The following is a 16,172-nucleotide window of genomic DNA, read 5'->3' as shown; positions in this document are numbered from 1 at the left end:
GATGCGCGGGGCGCAGGCGATGAACGGCGCGGCGAAGCGCGAGCGTCCCGAGCGCCGCGGGCGCCGGTGGCGGCGCGCGGTGCTGGGGACGCTCGCGCTCGCGGCGATCGCGTCGCCGGCGATCGCGTCGGGGTGCGTCGCGGGCTTCGATCCGCCGAGCCTCGTGAGCGGGCTCCGCGTCTTCGCGGTGGTCGCCGACAAACCGTACGCCAACCCCGGCGACCAGGTCACCTTCCGGATCCACTACCAGGACGGGCTGGGCGGCCCCGAGGACGGGTCGCGCCCCGTCTCGGTCTACTGGTTCGGCGGGTGCGAGAACCCCGTCGGGGACGACTACTACGGCTGCTACGCGCAGCTCGAGGGCATCGCCTCCGAGATCGAGGCGTGGGTGGAGCGAGGCGATCCGACGGTCCCGCTGCCCGACCTCAACGGCGTGCGCCCCGGCTTCGGGGACACGTACACGATCACGATCAGCGACGACATCCTCACCGGCCGCAAGCCACCCGCCACCGGGGGTCCGGCCTCCGGGAGCGCGTTCGTCTTCTTCGTCGCCTGCACCGGGGAGCTCGGTCTCGTGGAGGACCAGGGCACCGGCCGCGCCGGGACGTTCCCCGCCGCCTGCTTCAGCGGCGGGCGCCGGCTCGGCCCGGACAGCTTCGTGCCCGGCTACACGCAGATCTACGCCTTCGAGGGGGGTCGCGAGAACGCGAACCCGGAGCTGCAGGGGCTCACGCTCGACGGCGAGCCCCTGCCGGAGGACTTCGCCGGCATCCCCACCGTCCAGCGCTGCCGCGTGAGCGCGGAGGCGCGGCGCGAGGCCGGCTGCAGCGCGGAGGATCCGTTCGTCGAGTGCGACGCCTACGAGCTCGACGCGATCGTCGACCCCGCCACGGTGGCGGAGGGCGATCCCAGCGCGCAGCACCAGGCGCTGAAGGAGATCGTCTGGGTCGACTACTTCGCCGATCTGGGCGATCTCGACGGGAGCATCAAGCTCGTGAGCGACGCGAACGAGGGGTACGTCGGCGATCACGCCGTGAGGTGGATCCCGCCCGCCGAGCCGGGCGTCGCCACGATCACCGCGGTCCTGCGCGACGCGCGCGGCGGCTCGTCCGTGGTGCAGCGCCTCATCCGCGTCACCGAGTGAGGGATCGACCGGATCCTCTTCTTCCGGCGCGCCGCCGCCGGTCGAGACGCCGCTCGACGCCTCGGCGGGCTTCTTCCGGGCGCTCCGGCTCAAGAGCCGCCGCGTCGCGATGGGCGCGAGCCGGGGCGTGTCGGTCTTTCGTCTTCCGTATCCTGTCTGCGTCTCCCTGCCGGGCACGCTCAGCGTGCGTCACATGCCCACAGGTTCCAGGAGTACTCGGGCGACACCACCTGGTGCTCGCTGCGCCTCACGAACGCAGGATGCTCTTCCAGCAGGCGCTCTTCGGTCGGGCAGCAGAGGACCACCAGGACCTGCCGACCCGTCTTGACGCGGAACTGGTGCAGCTTGTCCAGGACGCCGCGAAAAAGGGAACCGCTGAACGGACGGAACATATAGATCAGCAAATTGCTGTCAGGAAACTCGAAATCAAGCGCGTTGGCGTGGCTCACCCGGATGGACCTGCACTTTGTCGCCCTGTCCCCCGCGCGACTCTCCAGATACTGGCCGATATTTCTGTTCGCGATCTCGCAATGGGCCGGGGACACTTCGACCCCGATGATCTCCTTGAAGGGGAACCACGACGCGATAAGGACCGCACGTCCCCAGCCACAACCCAGGTCGACGAACGAGAACTCGCCGGGGTTCAGCTCCTTCGTGACGGTTCGAAGGATGTGCCGCATCACTGGCTCTGGTATGGGCACGTACCTGATCGCGTTCGTCAGGACGTTCTCATCGGTGATGCCCGCGTCCCTCGCCTCCACCGAGCCAGATGTCGTAACTCCATATCTCCGGTCGAAGTCGTCCGTCGCGCCATTTGCCAGGAGATATGCCGTTACGTCTTTGATCGTCTTCCACGCACCGAACATCTTGTAGTTGTTGACGGCGATCTGGAGCTTCGCTCTGGTGTCCGGATTGAAGTTCATGGGATATCCTAAATACCTCTGTGGCGCCGGTCGGAGGTGCGCACCGGTCGAATTGGCCCAGAATGATTCACGGGGAGATGCCTTCGGGGGTTCCTCCCCAGTCACGGCTCAGCCCCACGCACGAAGGCGCTCTTCAATGAGGGGAGGCGGAACACTTGAAATTGAGAATCATTTTCATGAAGGGATGCTGCCACACCGCCGAGGAAATGGGAAGCCCGTCATCCGCAGGCGCTCCCCGCTCAACCCCTGCCCGCGTCTCCGCGTTCCGCTTCAGCGTCCGCACGGCCCTTCGATGAGCGACATCTTCAGCCGCAGCCCGCTTCGATCTGCGCGAGCTGGTCGATGAGCTGCGCGGGGTCGCGCGCGGCACACAGCGCATCGGCGGCCCCGAGCCTGGCGAGCCTGGCCGCCTGGGCGAGCAGCTCGAGGTGCGCGCGGCCCCCCTCGGCGCAGACGAGGACAACGAACAACCGGAGCGGCGCCCCGCCCGGCGTCGGCACCGCGAGCGGCTCGGCCAGCGTCGCGAGCGCGGCCGAAAGGCTCGCGCCGGGGACGATCGCGTGCGGGACCGCGACGCCGTTGCCGAGCGCCGTGGACGACTCGCGCTCGCGCCGCAGGATCTCCTGGGCGAGCGCGCTCGCCGAGATCGGGCCGCCGGGGGGCGCGAGCCGGGACGCCGCGACGTCGATGACGTCCTCGATGTCCGCGCACGAGAGGTGCAGCACGACGCGCTCGGGCGTGAGCAGCTCGCAGAGCCGCCGCGGGGGCCGCCCCCCGAAGGCCGCGCTCGCCGGGAACTCGGCGTCGATGAACGCCTTGATGCGCGCGAGCTGCGGGCCGCTGAGGTTGCGCCGCGCGAGCTCCACGCAGAGCGCCTTCGCCGACGGGACGCGGTCGAGGTAGCGGGAGACGAGCGGCTCGACCTGGTGGCCGAGCTCGAGGAGCACCGCCGGCGGGAGCTCGAGCGCGCCCGCGATCGCCGTGAGCCGGTCGGGCGTGGGGATGGCGTCGTGCCCATGCTCGACGCGGCTCAGGTAGGCGCTGGAGACGCCGATGCGTTGCGCGAGCGTGCGGAGGCTCAGGCCGGCCTCGACGCGGAGGAGCCGCAGCGCGGCACCGAACTCGGCGAGCGAACGCGCGCGCGCGGCGCTCTCGGCGTCGGAGGTAGCCGGCATGGGATCAGGAACGATCGGGCTCGACCGCGAGGGCGGCCGGGAGGACCTTCGGGACGGGCGCCGTGGCCGGGGCGGACACGGCGGCGGGCTCGTGGTGGCGCACGACGAGCAGCGAGGTCGGGCACCCCTGGATGATGTGCTCGGCGCGGATGCCGAACCGACGCTGCGCGAGGCCCCACTCGGGACCGACGCCGACGAGGACGAGATCGTAGCCGCGCTTCGCCTCCTCGAGGGCCGCGTCCGCCGGGGAGTCGTGCTCCACCACCTTGAGAAGCACCTTGGACTTCTGCAGCGCGCCGCCCTCCTCGCCCTCGAACACCTCGTCGACCGTCCGCTGCGCGCCGAGCGTGTCGTCGGACCTGCGCTCCGGCTTGACCACGTGGAGGATGGTGACGTCGGCGCCGACCTGCTGCGCGAGCCGGCGGGCGAGCGAGAGCGCCGCCCTGTCGTGCAACGTGCCGTGGAAGGGCACGAGCAGCTTGCGGACCGCGGCGAGCCCGCGATCGATGAGCACGCCGACGTCGGTGTGGGCGCCGCGCATGACCTCGTAGACGGTGCCGCCGAGCACGGTCTGGCTGAGGAGCGGCTTGTGCCAGCCGACCAGCACGAGGTCGGCCTGCTTCACGTCGGCGACGTTGCAGATGTCGTGGCTCGGCTTGGGCGAGACGAAGGAGAGCGGCCGGACCTCGGCGCCCAGCTCCTTGGCCCGCGACAGGAGCGGCGCGAGCGCGGCCGCCCCGTGCCGCTCGGGCCCCTGGTCGAGGTAGAACGAGCCGCGATCGGTCGGCGGGATGAGGCGCAGCGCGTAGAGGCGCCTCGCGTCGGGGCCCGTGCCGGCGAGGGCGCTCGCGAGCGTCACCATGCCGGGGCCGGAGCGCTCGTAGGAGACGCACATGAGCACGGTGAACACCTCGGCTGCCGTGGGCAGAGGCGTCCGCTCCGGCACGTCGGCGAGCTCCTTGGCGAGCTCCTCCGGCGGGTAGATCCAGCGCAGGAGCGGCGTGGTCATGAAGGTGGTGACCAGCGCCATGAGCACCATCATCGTGAACAGCTTGGGCGAGATGATGCCCAGATCGAGCCCGAGGTTCAGGACGATGAGCTCCATCAGGCCGCGGGTGTTCATGAGGATGCCGAGCGCGCTGGCCTCCCGCCAGCTCTGGCCGGTGAAGCGGGCGGCCACGGCGCTGCCGCCGAACTTGCCGAGGCAGGCGACAAGGATGATGAGGCCGCACATCATCCAGCCGTCGGCCGAGTTGAGCAGCCCGATGTGGGTGCGCAGGCCGCTGTAGGCGAAGAACAGCGGGAGCAGGAAGACCACCGCGAAGTCCTCGAGCTTCTCGGCGAGGCTCTGCGCGAAGCCGGTGCCCTTCGGCATGATCGCGCCGAGCATGAAGGCCCCGAACAGCGGGTGGATGCCGATCATCTCGGTCATCCAGCTCGACACGATGAGCAGGAGGAGCGTGACGGCGACGAGGTCCTGCGAGAGCCCTTCCTTGCTGGAGCCGCGCTCGCCGAGCCGGACGAGGAAGGGCCGGACCACGAGCAGCATGCCGGCGATGTAGGCGACGGCGAAGACGGTGGTCCAGACGGCGCCCACGAGCCCCGTGGCGCGCGCGATCGAGACGACGAACGCGAGGATGCACCAGGCGGTCACGTCGTCGACGGCGGCGCACGTGATGGTGAGGGCGCCGACCTTCGTGCGCAGCAGGCGCCGCTCCGTGAGGATGCGCGCGAGCACCGGGAACGCCGTGATGCTCATGGCCACGCCCATGAACAGCGTGAACGACGAGAACGGGACGGAGCTGTCGGAGAGCCGGGGGTACAGGTAGAGCGCGAGGAGCCCGCCCAGCGCGAACGGCACGACGATGCTCGTGTGGCTGATGATGACCGAGGCGTGGCCGCGCCCGCGCAACAGCTTCGGGTCGAGCTCCAGCCCGATGAGGAACATGAAGACGATGAGGCCGACCTCGCTCACCAGCTTCAGGAGCGGCAGCGACTCGTTTGCGAACAGGAGCGCCGACGTATCGGGGAAGAGCCAGCCGAACAGCGACGGGCCGAGCAGGATGCCCGCCGTCACCTCGGCGATGACCATCGGCTGCTCCATCCGACGGGCCACCAGGCCCACGAGCCGCGCGCAGGCGATGATCAAGAACGCCTGGATGAGGAAGCGGCTCAGCGGGTTGTGGATCAGGATCTCCATGCGGAGCGCTCCCTCCTGGTGGTAAGTGTTAAGTTATCGCTTACCAACGGGCTGTCTCGACTGTCAAGAAAAGGATGCGCAGCGTCAAACGGCCGAGCTCGCCCGTTGATCGCGGCGCATCCGGTGTGCGCCTGCGCGGCATCCTGTGCGTATTCCTGGGTGTTCTGGCCACCCGTTGTGACTCCGGCCGAGCTGCCCCTCGGCGCGGACGTTGAGATCACACGGAAGCGCCCAGGAGCTCGAGGATCCAGAGCACCAGCATGTGCCCTGGATAGAAAATCTGCAGGGCATGCCTGTGCAAAAGACGATGGTCGTTCTTGAGGCGCCGCCCCGCCTGCAGGAGAACCCAAGGCAGGAAAGTGGCAGCGAGGAAATACAGAACGGTGGCTTGCACCGCCCCGCCAGCGCCGTCTTCTCGGATCCTCGCCTCGAGAGGGTAAAGGTTGATCGAGGCCAGCAGGACGAAAAGGAGCGGCCAGGCGCCGCGCTCGCCCTTCAACGCCAGCACGAGGACGGCGGGCAGGCAGACGCCTGCGAGGCCGAATTCAAGCGTCGTGGGCATCCACACCGTGAGGGGAACAAGGGCGACGATCACGTTGCGCCAGACGGGCGCGAGGCGCGGCAGAAAGGTGGCGACGGCGCACCCGGCGGCCAGCGTGAAGACGACATTCACCATGTCATTCTGGTGCCGCGCGACCTGCGAGATCGGCTCCGTGAACGCGGCGAGGAGGAGCAGGCTCCCCGCCTGGCGAAGCCCGTCGCCGCCCGCGCGGATGACCGCGACGGCGGAGGCATAACAGAACAGCGGGAAGGAAGCGCGGCCGATCAGGAACATGACCGTGCTTCCATAATCGAGCAGCAACGTGTTCACATGGTCGACGACCATGCAGAGCGCCGCACAGATCTTGACGAAGTCCAGCGCACGACCGTCGAGGCGCGGCAGACACAACGAAGAGGGCGGTCGCGCTGTCTTCATGTCGCTTCTCCCTGCGCCGGCGACCGCTCCTCGGGCGCCGTCCTCATGCCTGAGCGCGCAGCAGGGACGCCTGTGAGACGACATCCCCGACCGCCACCAGGATCTGGCGGTCTCCCTCGAACGGGCTCCTGGCGTGAGCCACGGCCAGGTTGTCCAGGAGCGCGATATCCCCGAGCCGCCATGTGAAGCGGACCGCGGTCTTCACGGTCACCTTCAGGACCTCGGCGATCATCTCGTCCGGAATAGGGCTGCCGTCGCCGAAGCAGACGTTCCGAGGCAGGTCCCCTGGCGCGAGGACCGCTCGAAGCGCCGAGGCGGTCCTTGCATCGAGGCAGGACACGTGGTGCAGGAGCACCTGATTGCAGAAGCTCCGCTCTCCGGTCGATGGGTGACGTATCGCCGCAGGCGCGCGCGTCGCGATGCCCAGCGTCCCGTCCTTCTTCCACTTCCACTCGACCCCTTGCTCCCTGCATTGCTGTTCGACAGCGGCGCGATCCTCGGTGCGGAAGAAATCCTGCCAGCGCACATCGACGCCCCGGATGAAATTGCGCACGTACAGAAGGCCCTTCCGCTCGAAGAGACGCACGAGGTCGGGATCGAGGGCGCGGTAGACCTTCCGGCTGTCGACGATGGGGGTCTCCCCTCCGGTGAAATCGGCGCGCCCACAGAAGAAGAGCTGCCGCGAGGGCAGCCTCGGGGTGTGCGCGCCCTCGTGATGAAACAGGATCGCTCGGTCCTTCGGGTACACGGTCGCATCGTAGACGAACTCGGCGCTACGGCGCTTCACGAGATCGCCGTAGCGGGGCTCGAGGGCCCCGCAGAGCGCGCCCGCCGCACGCTGGAAGGCCGCCTCGTCGGGTACGCGGAAGCCCCTCAGCAGGACGGCCCCATGCTCCACGAGCGCGCTGTCGACGCTCGCCCGGTGGAGCGCGAGCCAATCGACGAGATCCCCCCCGTCGCGCTCCGGCTGCACGAGGTAGGGAAGCGAAACCCCTGGGCCCGGCGCCACGTGGTTTACCGGGCTCAACGTCCATTCAGGCAATGATGAAACATTCATCGACGCTCATTCTCCCGTAGATTGACTCCGCCCTAGCCGCTCACCGAGCGGCGGACCCCGTCGCGCAGGCGGTCATCGAGGATGATGCTCGCGTGATCCCCCTCGAGCACCACCGACGAAGCCAGACGCAGCTTCGACTCGAGATCGCGCACGTTCACCCCGCTCCCGCGCCGCTCGAGCGACGCGCTCGCCCACCAGACGTGCACATCGGAGGAGATCGGCCTCAGGTGATATCCATCCATCAGCAGCTGAGTACTGGCGGAGTCGAACAGCTCGCGCTCCTCGATGAGATCGAGCTTCTTCTCCGCCAGACCACGCTCGATGAAAGAGCGGAGTATACGCCCGCGGGTCCCCTGGCCCGCGACCTCCCAGAGACGCTCCCACTTCGCCCGCAGGAGCGATCGCTCGATCCAGCCGGACAGGATCTGCTGATGCTCGGAGCCCACGAGGTCCTCCGGAGCGCCGCTCGTCCGGTCGTCCTCATCCAGAAGACCCGTGGGGTCGACCAGGCCGACGAACCCAACGTCGAGGCCTCTCCGCTCGCACACCCGCGCCACCTCGATCGCGATCACCCCACCGAGCGAGTACCCGAGCAGGTTGACGGCGCCGCCGCGCCGGCTCCTCTCGATCTCATCGACGTAGTGCTCCGCCATCGAGCCGATGGAGTCGTCGACCCACCCCTCGAGATAGAACGATCTCGACTGGACTCCGTAGATGGGCCGCTCGCCTTGCAGCTGCAGCGCCAGGGGCCTGTAGTGGAGCACGTGCCCGCCGCCGGCGTGCAAGCAGTACAGCGGGCTCCGGCTCCCGCCACCTCCCATGGCGACCAGCGTGTTCAGCGTGTCTGACCGTTGCTGCCCGGCGAGCGCCTCCGCCAGCTCGGCGACGGTCTGGGACTGGAACGCCAGCGCAAGAGGCACATGACGCTTCAGCGCGCGACCTAGCGCCTGGGTCATGCGCACGGCCGACAGGGAGTGGCCCCCCAGCTCGAAGAAGTTATCATGGATACCCACGCGCGGGACGCCCAGCACGTCGGACCAGATCTCCGCCACCTTCTGCTCGATGTCGTTCCTCGGTCCGACATAGCTCCTCTGAAGCTGCCCCCCCTCGGGCGCCGGCAGCGCCCTGCGATCCACCTTGCCGTTCGCCGACAATGGAAGCGAGCCGAGCAGCATCAACATCGAAGGCACCATGTAGTCCGGAAGCACCGACTTCAGGCCCGCGCGGAGCTCGTCACGGAAGCTCCCCTGCTCCTCGACCCCCGCGGCGTCCAGCCCTTCCCGCGCCGGAACCACGTACGCTACGAGCCGCCTGTCTCCCGGCGCGTCCTCCCGCGCGACCACCACCGCCGCGCTCACCCCCGGCTGCGCCAGCAGCCGCGCCTCGATCTCGCCGAGCTCGATCCGGTAGCCACGAACCTTGACCTGGTGGTCGAGGCGGCCGACGTACTCGATGACTCCATCAGGGCGATATCTCGCCAGATCGCCGGTTCGGTACAGCCGCTCTCCAGGCGCGTCCGCGAACGGGCTCGGGACGTACGCCTCGGCCGTCTTCGCCGGGTCACGGACGTATCCGCGCCCCACGCCGACGCCGCCGACGCAGAGCTCTCCCGTCACGCCCGTCGCCACGAGGTCGAGGTTCTGATCGACGATATAGAGCTGGGTGTTGTCCACGGGCAGGCCGATGGGGACGTAGCCACCCCGCGCGGCGGGCAACTGACGCACGTCGCGCACGGTGTACAGGGAGACATCGTCCGAGCACTCGGCGGGACCGTAGGCGTTGATCAAAGGGACCTGCGGATAGTGCGCCAGCCACCGCTGCGCGACGTCCGCGGGCAGCGCCTCGCCCGTCGGCAGCAGCCAGCGCAGCCGCAGCCGGTCCGCCGGCGGCAGCCTCCCGCTCGCCAGCGCGCTCGACACCAGGCTGGGGACGCTCTCGAGGACCGTGATCCCCCGCTCTGCGGCGTGGTCGAACAGCGCGATCGGATCATGCGCGATCTCGTCGGTAACGATGTCGACCACGGCACCGCAGAGAGGCGCGGTCAGGAGCTGCCACACCGAGATGTCAAAACATTGAGAGGCCGTCTGCGCGATGACGTCGCCCTCCGTCAGCCCCAGGTAGGGCACCTTGCTCAGCTGGTTGTTCAGCATGCCTCGCTGCTCGACCATCACGCCCTTCGGCGTTCCGGTCGACCCCGATGTGTAGATGACGTACGAGAGGTTCCTCGGACCGCCATGGATCCCCGGATTCGTCTCCGGGACCTCGCGCCGCGAGAGCGACTCCACGAGGAGGAGCTCCGCCCGCTCGCCCTCCGGAACCAGCTGCAAGACCCCCTGGAGGAACGGCCGGAGCGACTCCCGGCTGATGATCACGCGCGGCCGGCTCAGCTTCACGATCTCCGCGACGCGCTGCGCTGGGTGCCGCGGGTCCAGCGGGAGATACCCCGCTCCGGCCTTGAACGTCCCGAGCACCATGCCGAGGAGCTCCAGCCCACGCTCGTCCAGGACCGCGACAACGTCATCCAGCCCGACCCCCAGCTCGATCAACGCGTGCCCGACGCGGTTGCTGCGCGCGTTCAGCTCGGCATAGCTCCACGACCGCTGGCCGCACGTCGCCACGATCCGCTCAGGAAACGACCTCACCTGGCGCTCGAAGAGCTCGACGTAGCTCGTCGTCGCCGATCGGTCGGCCCGCGTGCGGTTGATGTTCTCCAGCATCTCCCGCTCCTGCTCGTCGAGGATCGAGATGCTCCCCAGCCGCTTGTCTTCTCCGTGGATCAGCTCCTCGAGCGCCACGCGGAAGTGCCGCAGCAGCATCTCGGCCTCGTCCCTGCCGAAGATCTGGCTGTTGTACGAGAGGTGGAGGCCGAGGCGTTTCCCCGGATACAAGACCACCGTCATCGGGTAGTTGGTGTGCGTCCTGTTGCTGAGGTTCTCCGCTCCGAAGAGCGCCCCCTTCTCGACCACGGCCTCGTCGAACGGCGCGTTCTCGAACACGAACAGGCTGTGAAACAACGACTTTCCACGGACCTCGCTGCACTGACGGATCTCGGTCAACGCCAGGTGCTCGTACTGTCGAATCTGTACGTTCTTCTCGAATATCTCGCGGATCCAGGCGGACGCTCGCTTCGTCCTGTCCACACCGACGCGAAGCGGAATGCTCTGGATGAACAGGCCGAGGATGGACTCGGCGTCCTTGATCTCCACCGGGCGCCCGGCGACCGTCACCCCGAAGACGACGTCATCCAGGCCTGAATGGCGCGCGAGCACGAGCGCCCACGCTGCCTGGGTGATGGTGTTCGGCGTGAGCTCGAGGCGCTTCGCCAGCGCATCGAGCCGACCCGTCGCATCCTCCGACAAATACTCGTAGACGTCATCCACACGATGGTTCGCGAGACCACCGTCGTCCGAGATGGCCGCGGAGCCGATCGGCGTGGGAAACCGGAACCCCTCCAGATCCCTTCTCCAGAACGCGCGCGCCTCGTCGACGCTCTGCCGCGAAAGCCAGGCGACATAGGTCTTGAACGGCGGCACGCCCGGCAGCTCCGGCTCTCGACCGAGGACGAGCGCATGATAATAAGCGAAGAAGTCGCGCAGCACGAGCGAGCCGCACCATGCATCCATCAGGATGTGATGGTAACTGCTCATGAAATAGCTCTCCTCGGCGCTGCATCGGATCAGGCGGGTCGTGAACGACCTGGGCTTCGACAGATCAAAACCTCGTCTCAGCTCTTCCTTCTGCAGGGCGTCGAGCGCCGCCCGCTGCGCCTCCTCCCCGATATCCGTCCAGTCCATGCACTCACAGACGGATCCCGGGTCCTCGTGGACGACCTGGATCGGACCCACGTCGTCGTGGAACAGGAACGCCGTGCGCAAGATCGGGTGCCTCTGGACGACGCGCCTCCACGCCTCCTGAAAGGCCGCTGTGTCGACAGGCTGCTTCACCCGGTACACGTTCTGCATGTGGTAGATGCCGGACCCGGCGCTCAGGATCGAGTGCATCCAGAGCCCCTGCTGCATCGGGGTCATCGGGTAGATGTCCTCTACGTCGCGGTAATCCAGCGCCAGCGAGTCGATGACCTCTTGTGACATCCGCAACAGCGGGAAGTCCGAGGGTGTGGCGCTCCCGACGTCGCCCCTCGAGCAATGCGCTATCACAGCACGCAGGTGGCGCAGGTACGCGTCCAGGAGCGCTCTCGCCTGCGTCTCGTCATGGATCTCCGCGCTGTAGCCGAGGTCGACCTTGAGGCGCCCACCATGGATCAGCGCGTCGACGTCCAGCCACGCGCGCCGGGCGCCGTCGGGCCCGCGCGATGCGCCCGGCGACTCGCTCGCGACCTTGAACAGCCCGCCGTCCGTGAACAGCTGATCGAATTGCCCGAGGTAGTTGAAGGTGATCTGGGGACGGGCGCCCTCCAGCAACGCCTTCCCCTGATCGTTCAGGTAACGGCACACACCGTAGCCCAACCCCTTGTTCGGGATGGCCCTGAGCTGTTCCTTGACCGACTTGATCGACGCGCCAAGATCTCGCCTGTCCGGGGTCAATCTCACCGGGTACAGCGTCGTGAACCAACCGACTGTGCGCGTGACGTCCACGCCCTCGAAGAGGTCCTCCCTGCCGTGCCCTTCCAGCTCGACGAGCGCGCTCTCCCCCTCGGACCATTCGCACAGGGCATGCGCCAGCGCAGTCAGCAGCAGATCGTTGATGTGCGTGCGATAGGCCCTCGGAGCCCTGGACAGCAGCTGAGCTGTCTCGGATTCGGAGAGCTCGGCGCTCATCGACCTCGCCGATGCCACGGTGTTCTTTCCGTGCGGGTTCGCCGCTGGTAGGCTGCGCGCGGGGGCGCAGGCGACGCTCCTCCAGTAGTCGAGCTCTCGCCGGATGGTCTCGCTCTGGGCGTACTCCCGAAGCGCCTCTGACCACTGCTTGAACGAGCTGGTCTTCGAGGGCAAGACGAGCGGCGCGCCGCCCTTCACCTGACGGTACGCCACCAGGAGATCCTCGAGGAGGATGCGCCACGACACCCCGTCGACCACCAGGTGGTGAATCACCAGGAGAAGCCGCCCCGGCCGTTCGCCTCCGAGGTCCATGTAGACGGCCCGCAGGAGAGGACCTGACTCCAGGTTCAGGCTGCGCTGCGCGTCACCCGCGACGCGCGCAATCGCTCCGTGGATGTCCGTCTCCCGGCTCAGATCGACGCGTCGCGCCGCGCTGGGCGTCGCGCCTTCGTGGTATCGCTGCCTCCGTTGCTCTCCGTCCTCCTGGAAGCGGAGCCTCAACGCGTCATGATGCCGCACGACGGCCTGAAGCGCCTTCTCGAGCGCAACCATGTCCAGCCGCTCGGTCAGCTCGAACAGAGCGCACTGGTTCCAGTGGTTCGCGTCCGGAAACCGCTGCTCGAAGAACCACCGCTGGACGGGCGTGAGCGGCACATCCCCCTTCACGAGCTCGGCCGCGGGCTCCCGAGCTGTCACGATGCGCGCCGCGACGCTCGCCATCTCCGCGATCGTCGGGTGGGCGAACATCTGCTTCGGCGTGAGCTTGATGCCGACCTTCCTCGCGCGCGCGACCACCTGCAGCGTGAGGATCGAGTCTCCACCCAGCTTGAAGAAGCTGTCGTGAATTCCGACGCGCTCGACGTTCAACACGTCACGCCAGATCTGGACGAGCTTCTCCTCCACCTCTGTCCGCGGCAGGGCGCCCTCTGCCTTCACCGTCCTCCCCGGCTCCGGAAGCGCCCTGCGGTCGAGCTTGCCGTTCGCCGTCAGCGGGAAGGTCTCGAGCCAGACGAAGTCGGTCGGGACCATGTATTCCGGGAGGCGCCGCCGAAGCCCCGCCTGGATCGCGTCCCCGTCGCGGTATCCATTCTTGCCGATCACGTACGCCACGAGCCGCGCGTTGCCGGCTTGACCCTCGTGCACGAGGACGTGGGCGTCGGCGACGTCGTTCATGCCCATGAGCTCCGCGCGCACCTCGCCCAGCTCGATGCGATAACCACGCACCTTCACCTGCTCGTCGATGCGGCCCAGGAACTCGATGCTCCCGTCTTCCAGATACCGTGCCCGGTCTCCGGTCCGATACAACCTCTCTCCATCGCCGCCATACGGGTCCGGGACGAACCGCTCCGCCGTCAGCTCCGGGCGGTTCAGGTACCCTCGCGCGAGCCCCGCCCCGCCGATGTAGATCTCTCCGATGACCCCGGCAGGCACCAGCGCGAGCTCTCTGTCGAGCACATAGACCCGGCTGTTCGCCAGCGGTCGGCCCAGCGGCAGCGTCGCGCTCTGCGCCGCGCCCTCCGGCCTGTGCTCATGCGTCAGCACCCCGACCGTCGTCTCGGTTGGACCATAGTGGTTGATGAGCCGGCAGCTCCCGTGATGTTGGACCTTCGCCACGAGCTCCCACGAGGTCGCCTCTCCACCCAGGATCAACGCCTGCCTTGGCAATACACGCTCCGGCTGCGCCGCCTGCATCAGCCCCTTCAGATGGCTCGGCACGATCTTCAGCACATCCACTTTGTGCTCGTGCATGTACTCCGCCATCGCGTCCGGATCGAAGATCCGCTCTTCCGAGAGCAGGTGCAGCGCGCGGCCGGAGCACAGCGCCCCGAACAGCACCGTGTTGCCCAGATCCGCGGCGACGGTCGAGACCATCGCCATGGCGGCCTCCTCCGCGAGCCCCAGCCGTTCGAGCAACGCCTGCACGTAGCTCGCCACGCCTCGGTGCGTCACGACGACGCCCTTCGGACGCCCCGTCGAGCCCGACGTGTAGATCACGTAGGCCGCGCCGTCCGGGGACACCGGGGGGCTCTGCGTCGCCTCCGGCGCCCCAGCGACGTCCGGCGCGTCCGGCGCGACGACCTCCACATCCAGCCCTGCGAGCGCCTCTCGACCGGCCGCGTCCGCGAGGACGACCCGCGCTCCGCTGTCCTCGATCATGTCGCGGAGGCGCGCCTGCGGGAGCTTCAGGTCCATCGGCACATACGCCGCGCCGCTCTTCAGCACCCCGACCAGGCCGACCACCAGCGCCGCGCTCCGCGGCAGCAAGACGCCGACACGCGACTCGGGCCCGATACCCCTGGCTCGCAGCCAGCGCGACAACCTGCTGGCTCGCCGATCCAGCTCGCCGTAGGTCAGCGATTCCCGCTCGAACTGGACAGCCAGCGCCAGAGGTCGCCGCTCCGCCTCCCGCGCGATCCGCTCATGGACGCGGGACCATTCGAGCGCGGCGATCGGCGCGCTTCGCACGCTGGCATCAGCGCCGTCCGCGCTCCGCGCTCGTCCGATGGTGACCAGCGGAGCGTCGGCCCGGCTCATCAGCTCTGTCGTCAGACGCTCGAAGAGCCGCAGCATCGACCGCGCGGCCTCGTGCGTCACGCGGTCGCAGTGGTACGAAACCGCGACCTCGATCCGCTCCCCGGGCAGCACCACCAAGGACAGCGGATAGTTGTTCCTGCCTCGGAATGTGATGACATCTCCGTCCAACGACTCTTCCGGGCGACAGACCGACACGCGCACGTCCACGCCTTGCAGGCCGCCGACGACGTTGTCCACCGGGTAGTTCTCGAACACCACGATCGACTCGAACAGCGGATTGTCGCGGCCGAACGCGCCGAGCGCGTTGATCCTGGGCAGGGTCGAGTGCTCGAACTGCCGGAGCTCGCCGCTCTGCGCCTGGAGCCGGCGCACCCAGGCAGCGGCCTGCTCCCTCGGATCGATCCGCACCCTGACGGGCAAGGTGTTGATGAACATCCCGACCATGCCGTCCACACCGACGATCTCCGGGGGTCGCCCTGACACGGCCGCGCCAAAAACGACGTCGTTGCTCCCCGTGTACGCCTTGATGACGAGCGCCCAGACCGCTTGAAAGTACGTGCTCAGCGTCACTTTCCACTCGCGGCTCACGCTCCGCAGCCGTTCAGACACGGCGCGATCGAGGAGCGCTCGCTGTTCGGCGTAGCGAGGCTCGACGTCGTGCCGCGGGCTCCGGCGCCCGGGGAACTCCACGGGACTGTCGTATCCGGCGAGGACGGCGCGCCAGTACCTGACCGCCGCCTCTTGATCTCGCTCCTTCAGCCAGTGAACGTACCTTCGGTACGGAGGTACGTTCGGAAGCGACGCGACCGTCCCCGCAGCTTCCGCCCGGTACTGGGCGAGCACCTCGGCGAGGACGTTGGCCACGCTCCATCCATCCATCGTGATGTGGTGGTGCTCCCATACGAAATAGAAGTCCTCCGGACCGACATCGATCAACGTCAGCCGCAGGTCCGCGGCGCGCGCAACGTCGAACCCTCGCGCGCGTTCTTCGCGCAGAAACGAGGTCAGCCTGCCCTGGATTTCATCCGCGCCGACGCGCCACGAGAGGGTGCGGAGCGTCGGCTGCGACTCCCGGTAGACGATCTGGATCGGCTCCTTCGTCTTCTGCCACTCGATGTCGCTCCTCAGCGCTTCGTGCCGCCGCACCACCTTGGCCCAGGCGCGCACGAACGCGTCCTTGTCCAGGCGCCCCTGCAGCCGAACACAAAGCTGAATCAGATAGGGATCCCCGCCGGCGGGCGCCTCCAATGAATGAAAGAGGAGCCCCTGCTGCAAGGCAGTGAGCGGATAGATCGCTTCTACGTTCTTCTTGTTACGCATGGACCAACCTGCACGTAAGTAATTAGGGCGATGCCGCGATGCCGCGATGCCACCGATGCCGCGG

The 16,172-nt window shown here is 68.0% G+C and carries 7 protein-coding genes; 1 reads left to right on the top strand and 6 read right to left on the bottom strand.

Going from position 1 to position 16,172, the window contains the following annotated elements:
• Position 1: 1 nt before the first annotated feature.
• The gene (locus tag WMF22_RS13815; RefSeq protein ID WP_438036037.1) at positions 2–1,144 is read left to right on the top strand and encodes a hypothetical protein; all 1,143 of its coding nucleotides are present in this window, start codon (positions 2–4) and stop codon (positions 1,142–1,144) included.
• Positions 1,145–1,323: 179 nt separating this feature from the next.
• Here the strand turns inward: WMF22_RS13815 and WMF22_RS13810 are convergent, their stop codons facing one another.
• From WMF22_RS13810 to WMF22_RS13785, 6 genes are all read right to left on the bottom strand, one after another.
• On the bottom strand, positions 1,324–2,067 hold the full coding sequence (locus WMF22_RS13810) for an SAM-dependent methyltransferase (protein WP_438036036.1): 744 nt from the start codon (positions 2,065–2,067) through the stop codon (positions 1,324–1,326).
• 305 nt (positions 2,068–2,372) lie between these two features.
• Positions 2,373–3,242, bottom strand: coding sequence for a PTS sugar transporter subunit IIA (locus tag WMF22_RS13805; protein ID WP_437299551.1), 870 nt, complete (start codon positions 3,240–3,242; stop codon positions 2,373–2,375).
• Between the two features lie 4 nt (positions 3,243–3,246).
• Positions 3,247–5,442, bottom strand: a complete 2,196-nt coding sequence (locus tag WMF22_RS13800) for a cation:proton antiporter domain-containing protein (protein ID WP_438036035.1) — start codon at positions 5,440–5,442, stop codon at positions 3,247–3,249.
• A 217-nt stretch (positions 5,443–5,659) separates the two neighbouring features.
• Entirely contained in the window at positions 5,660–6,418 is a 759-nt protein-coding gene (locus WMF22_RS13795) for a TraX family protein (RefSeq protein ID WP_438036034.1), read from the bottom strand.
• A 43-nt stretch (positions 6,419–6,461) separates the two neighbouring features.
• Complete coding sequence (locus tag WMF22_RS13790) at positions 6,462–7,445, bottom strand: TauD/TfdA family dioxygenase (protein ID WP_438036033.1); 984 nt, start codon at positions 7,443–7,445, stop codon at positions 6,462–6,464.
• Positions 7,446–7,507: 62 nt separating this feature from the next.
• Complete coding sequence (locus WMF22_RS13785; protein ID WP_438036032.1) at positions 7,508–16,108, bottom strand: amino acid adenylation domain-containing protein; 8,601 nt, start codon at positions 16,106–16,108, stop codon at positions 7,508–7,510.
• Positions 16,109–16,172 lie beyond the last annotated feature (64 nt).

It is taken from the genome of Sorangium sp. So ce204, assembly GCF_051526795.1.
In the GTDB taxonomy this organism is placed as follows: domain Bacteria; phylum Myxococcota_A; class Polyangia; order Polyangiales; family Polyangiaceae; genus Sorangium; species Sorangium cellulosum_B.
Note: the sequence above shows the minus strand (reverse complement) of the source record. Positions and strands in the feature narration are given on the sequence as shown.

Bases quoted from the DNA above. Each gene is read 5' to 3' on its own strand.
- WMF22_RS13805 (WP_437299551.1), bottom strand. From the start codon at position 3,242: ATGCCGGCTACCTCCGACGCCGAGAGCGCCGCGCGCGCGCGTTCGCTC.
- WMF22_RS13810 (WP_438036036.1), bottom strand. From the start codon at position 2,067: ATGAACTTCAATCCGGACACCAGAGCGAAGCTCCAGATCGCCGTCAAC.
- WMF22_RS13815 (WP_438036037.1), top strand. From the start codon at position 2: ATGCGCGGGGCGCAGGCGATGAACGGCGCGGCGAAGCGCGAGCGTCCC.
- WMF22_RS13795 (WP_438036034.1), bottom strand. From the start codon at position 6,418: ATGAAGACAGCGCGACCGCCCTCTTCGTTGTGTCTGCCGCGCCTCGAC.
- WMF22_RS13800 (WP_438036035.1), bottom strand. From the start codon at position 5,442: ATGGAGATCCTGATCCACAACCCGCTGAGCCGCTTCCTCATCCAGGCG.
- WMF22_RS13785 (WP_438036032.1), bottom strand. From the start codon at position 16,108: ATGCGTAACAAGAAGAACGTAGAAGCGATCTATCCGCTCACTGCCTTG.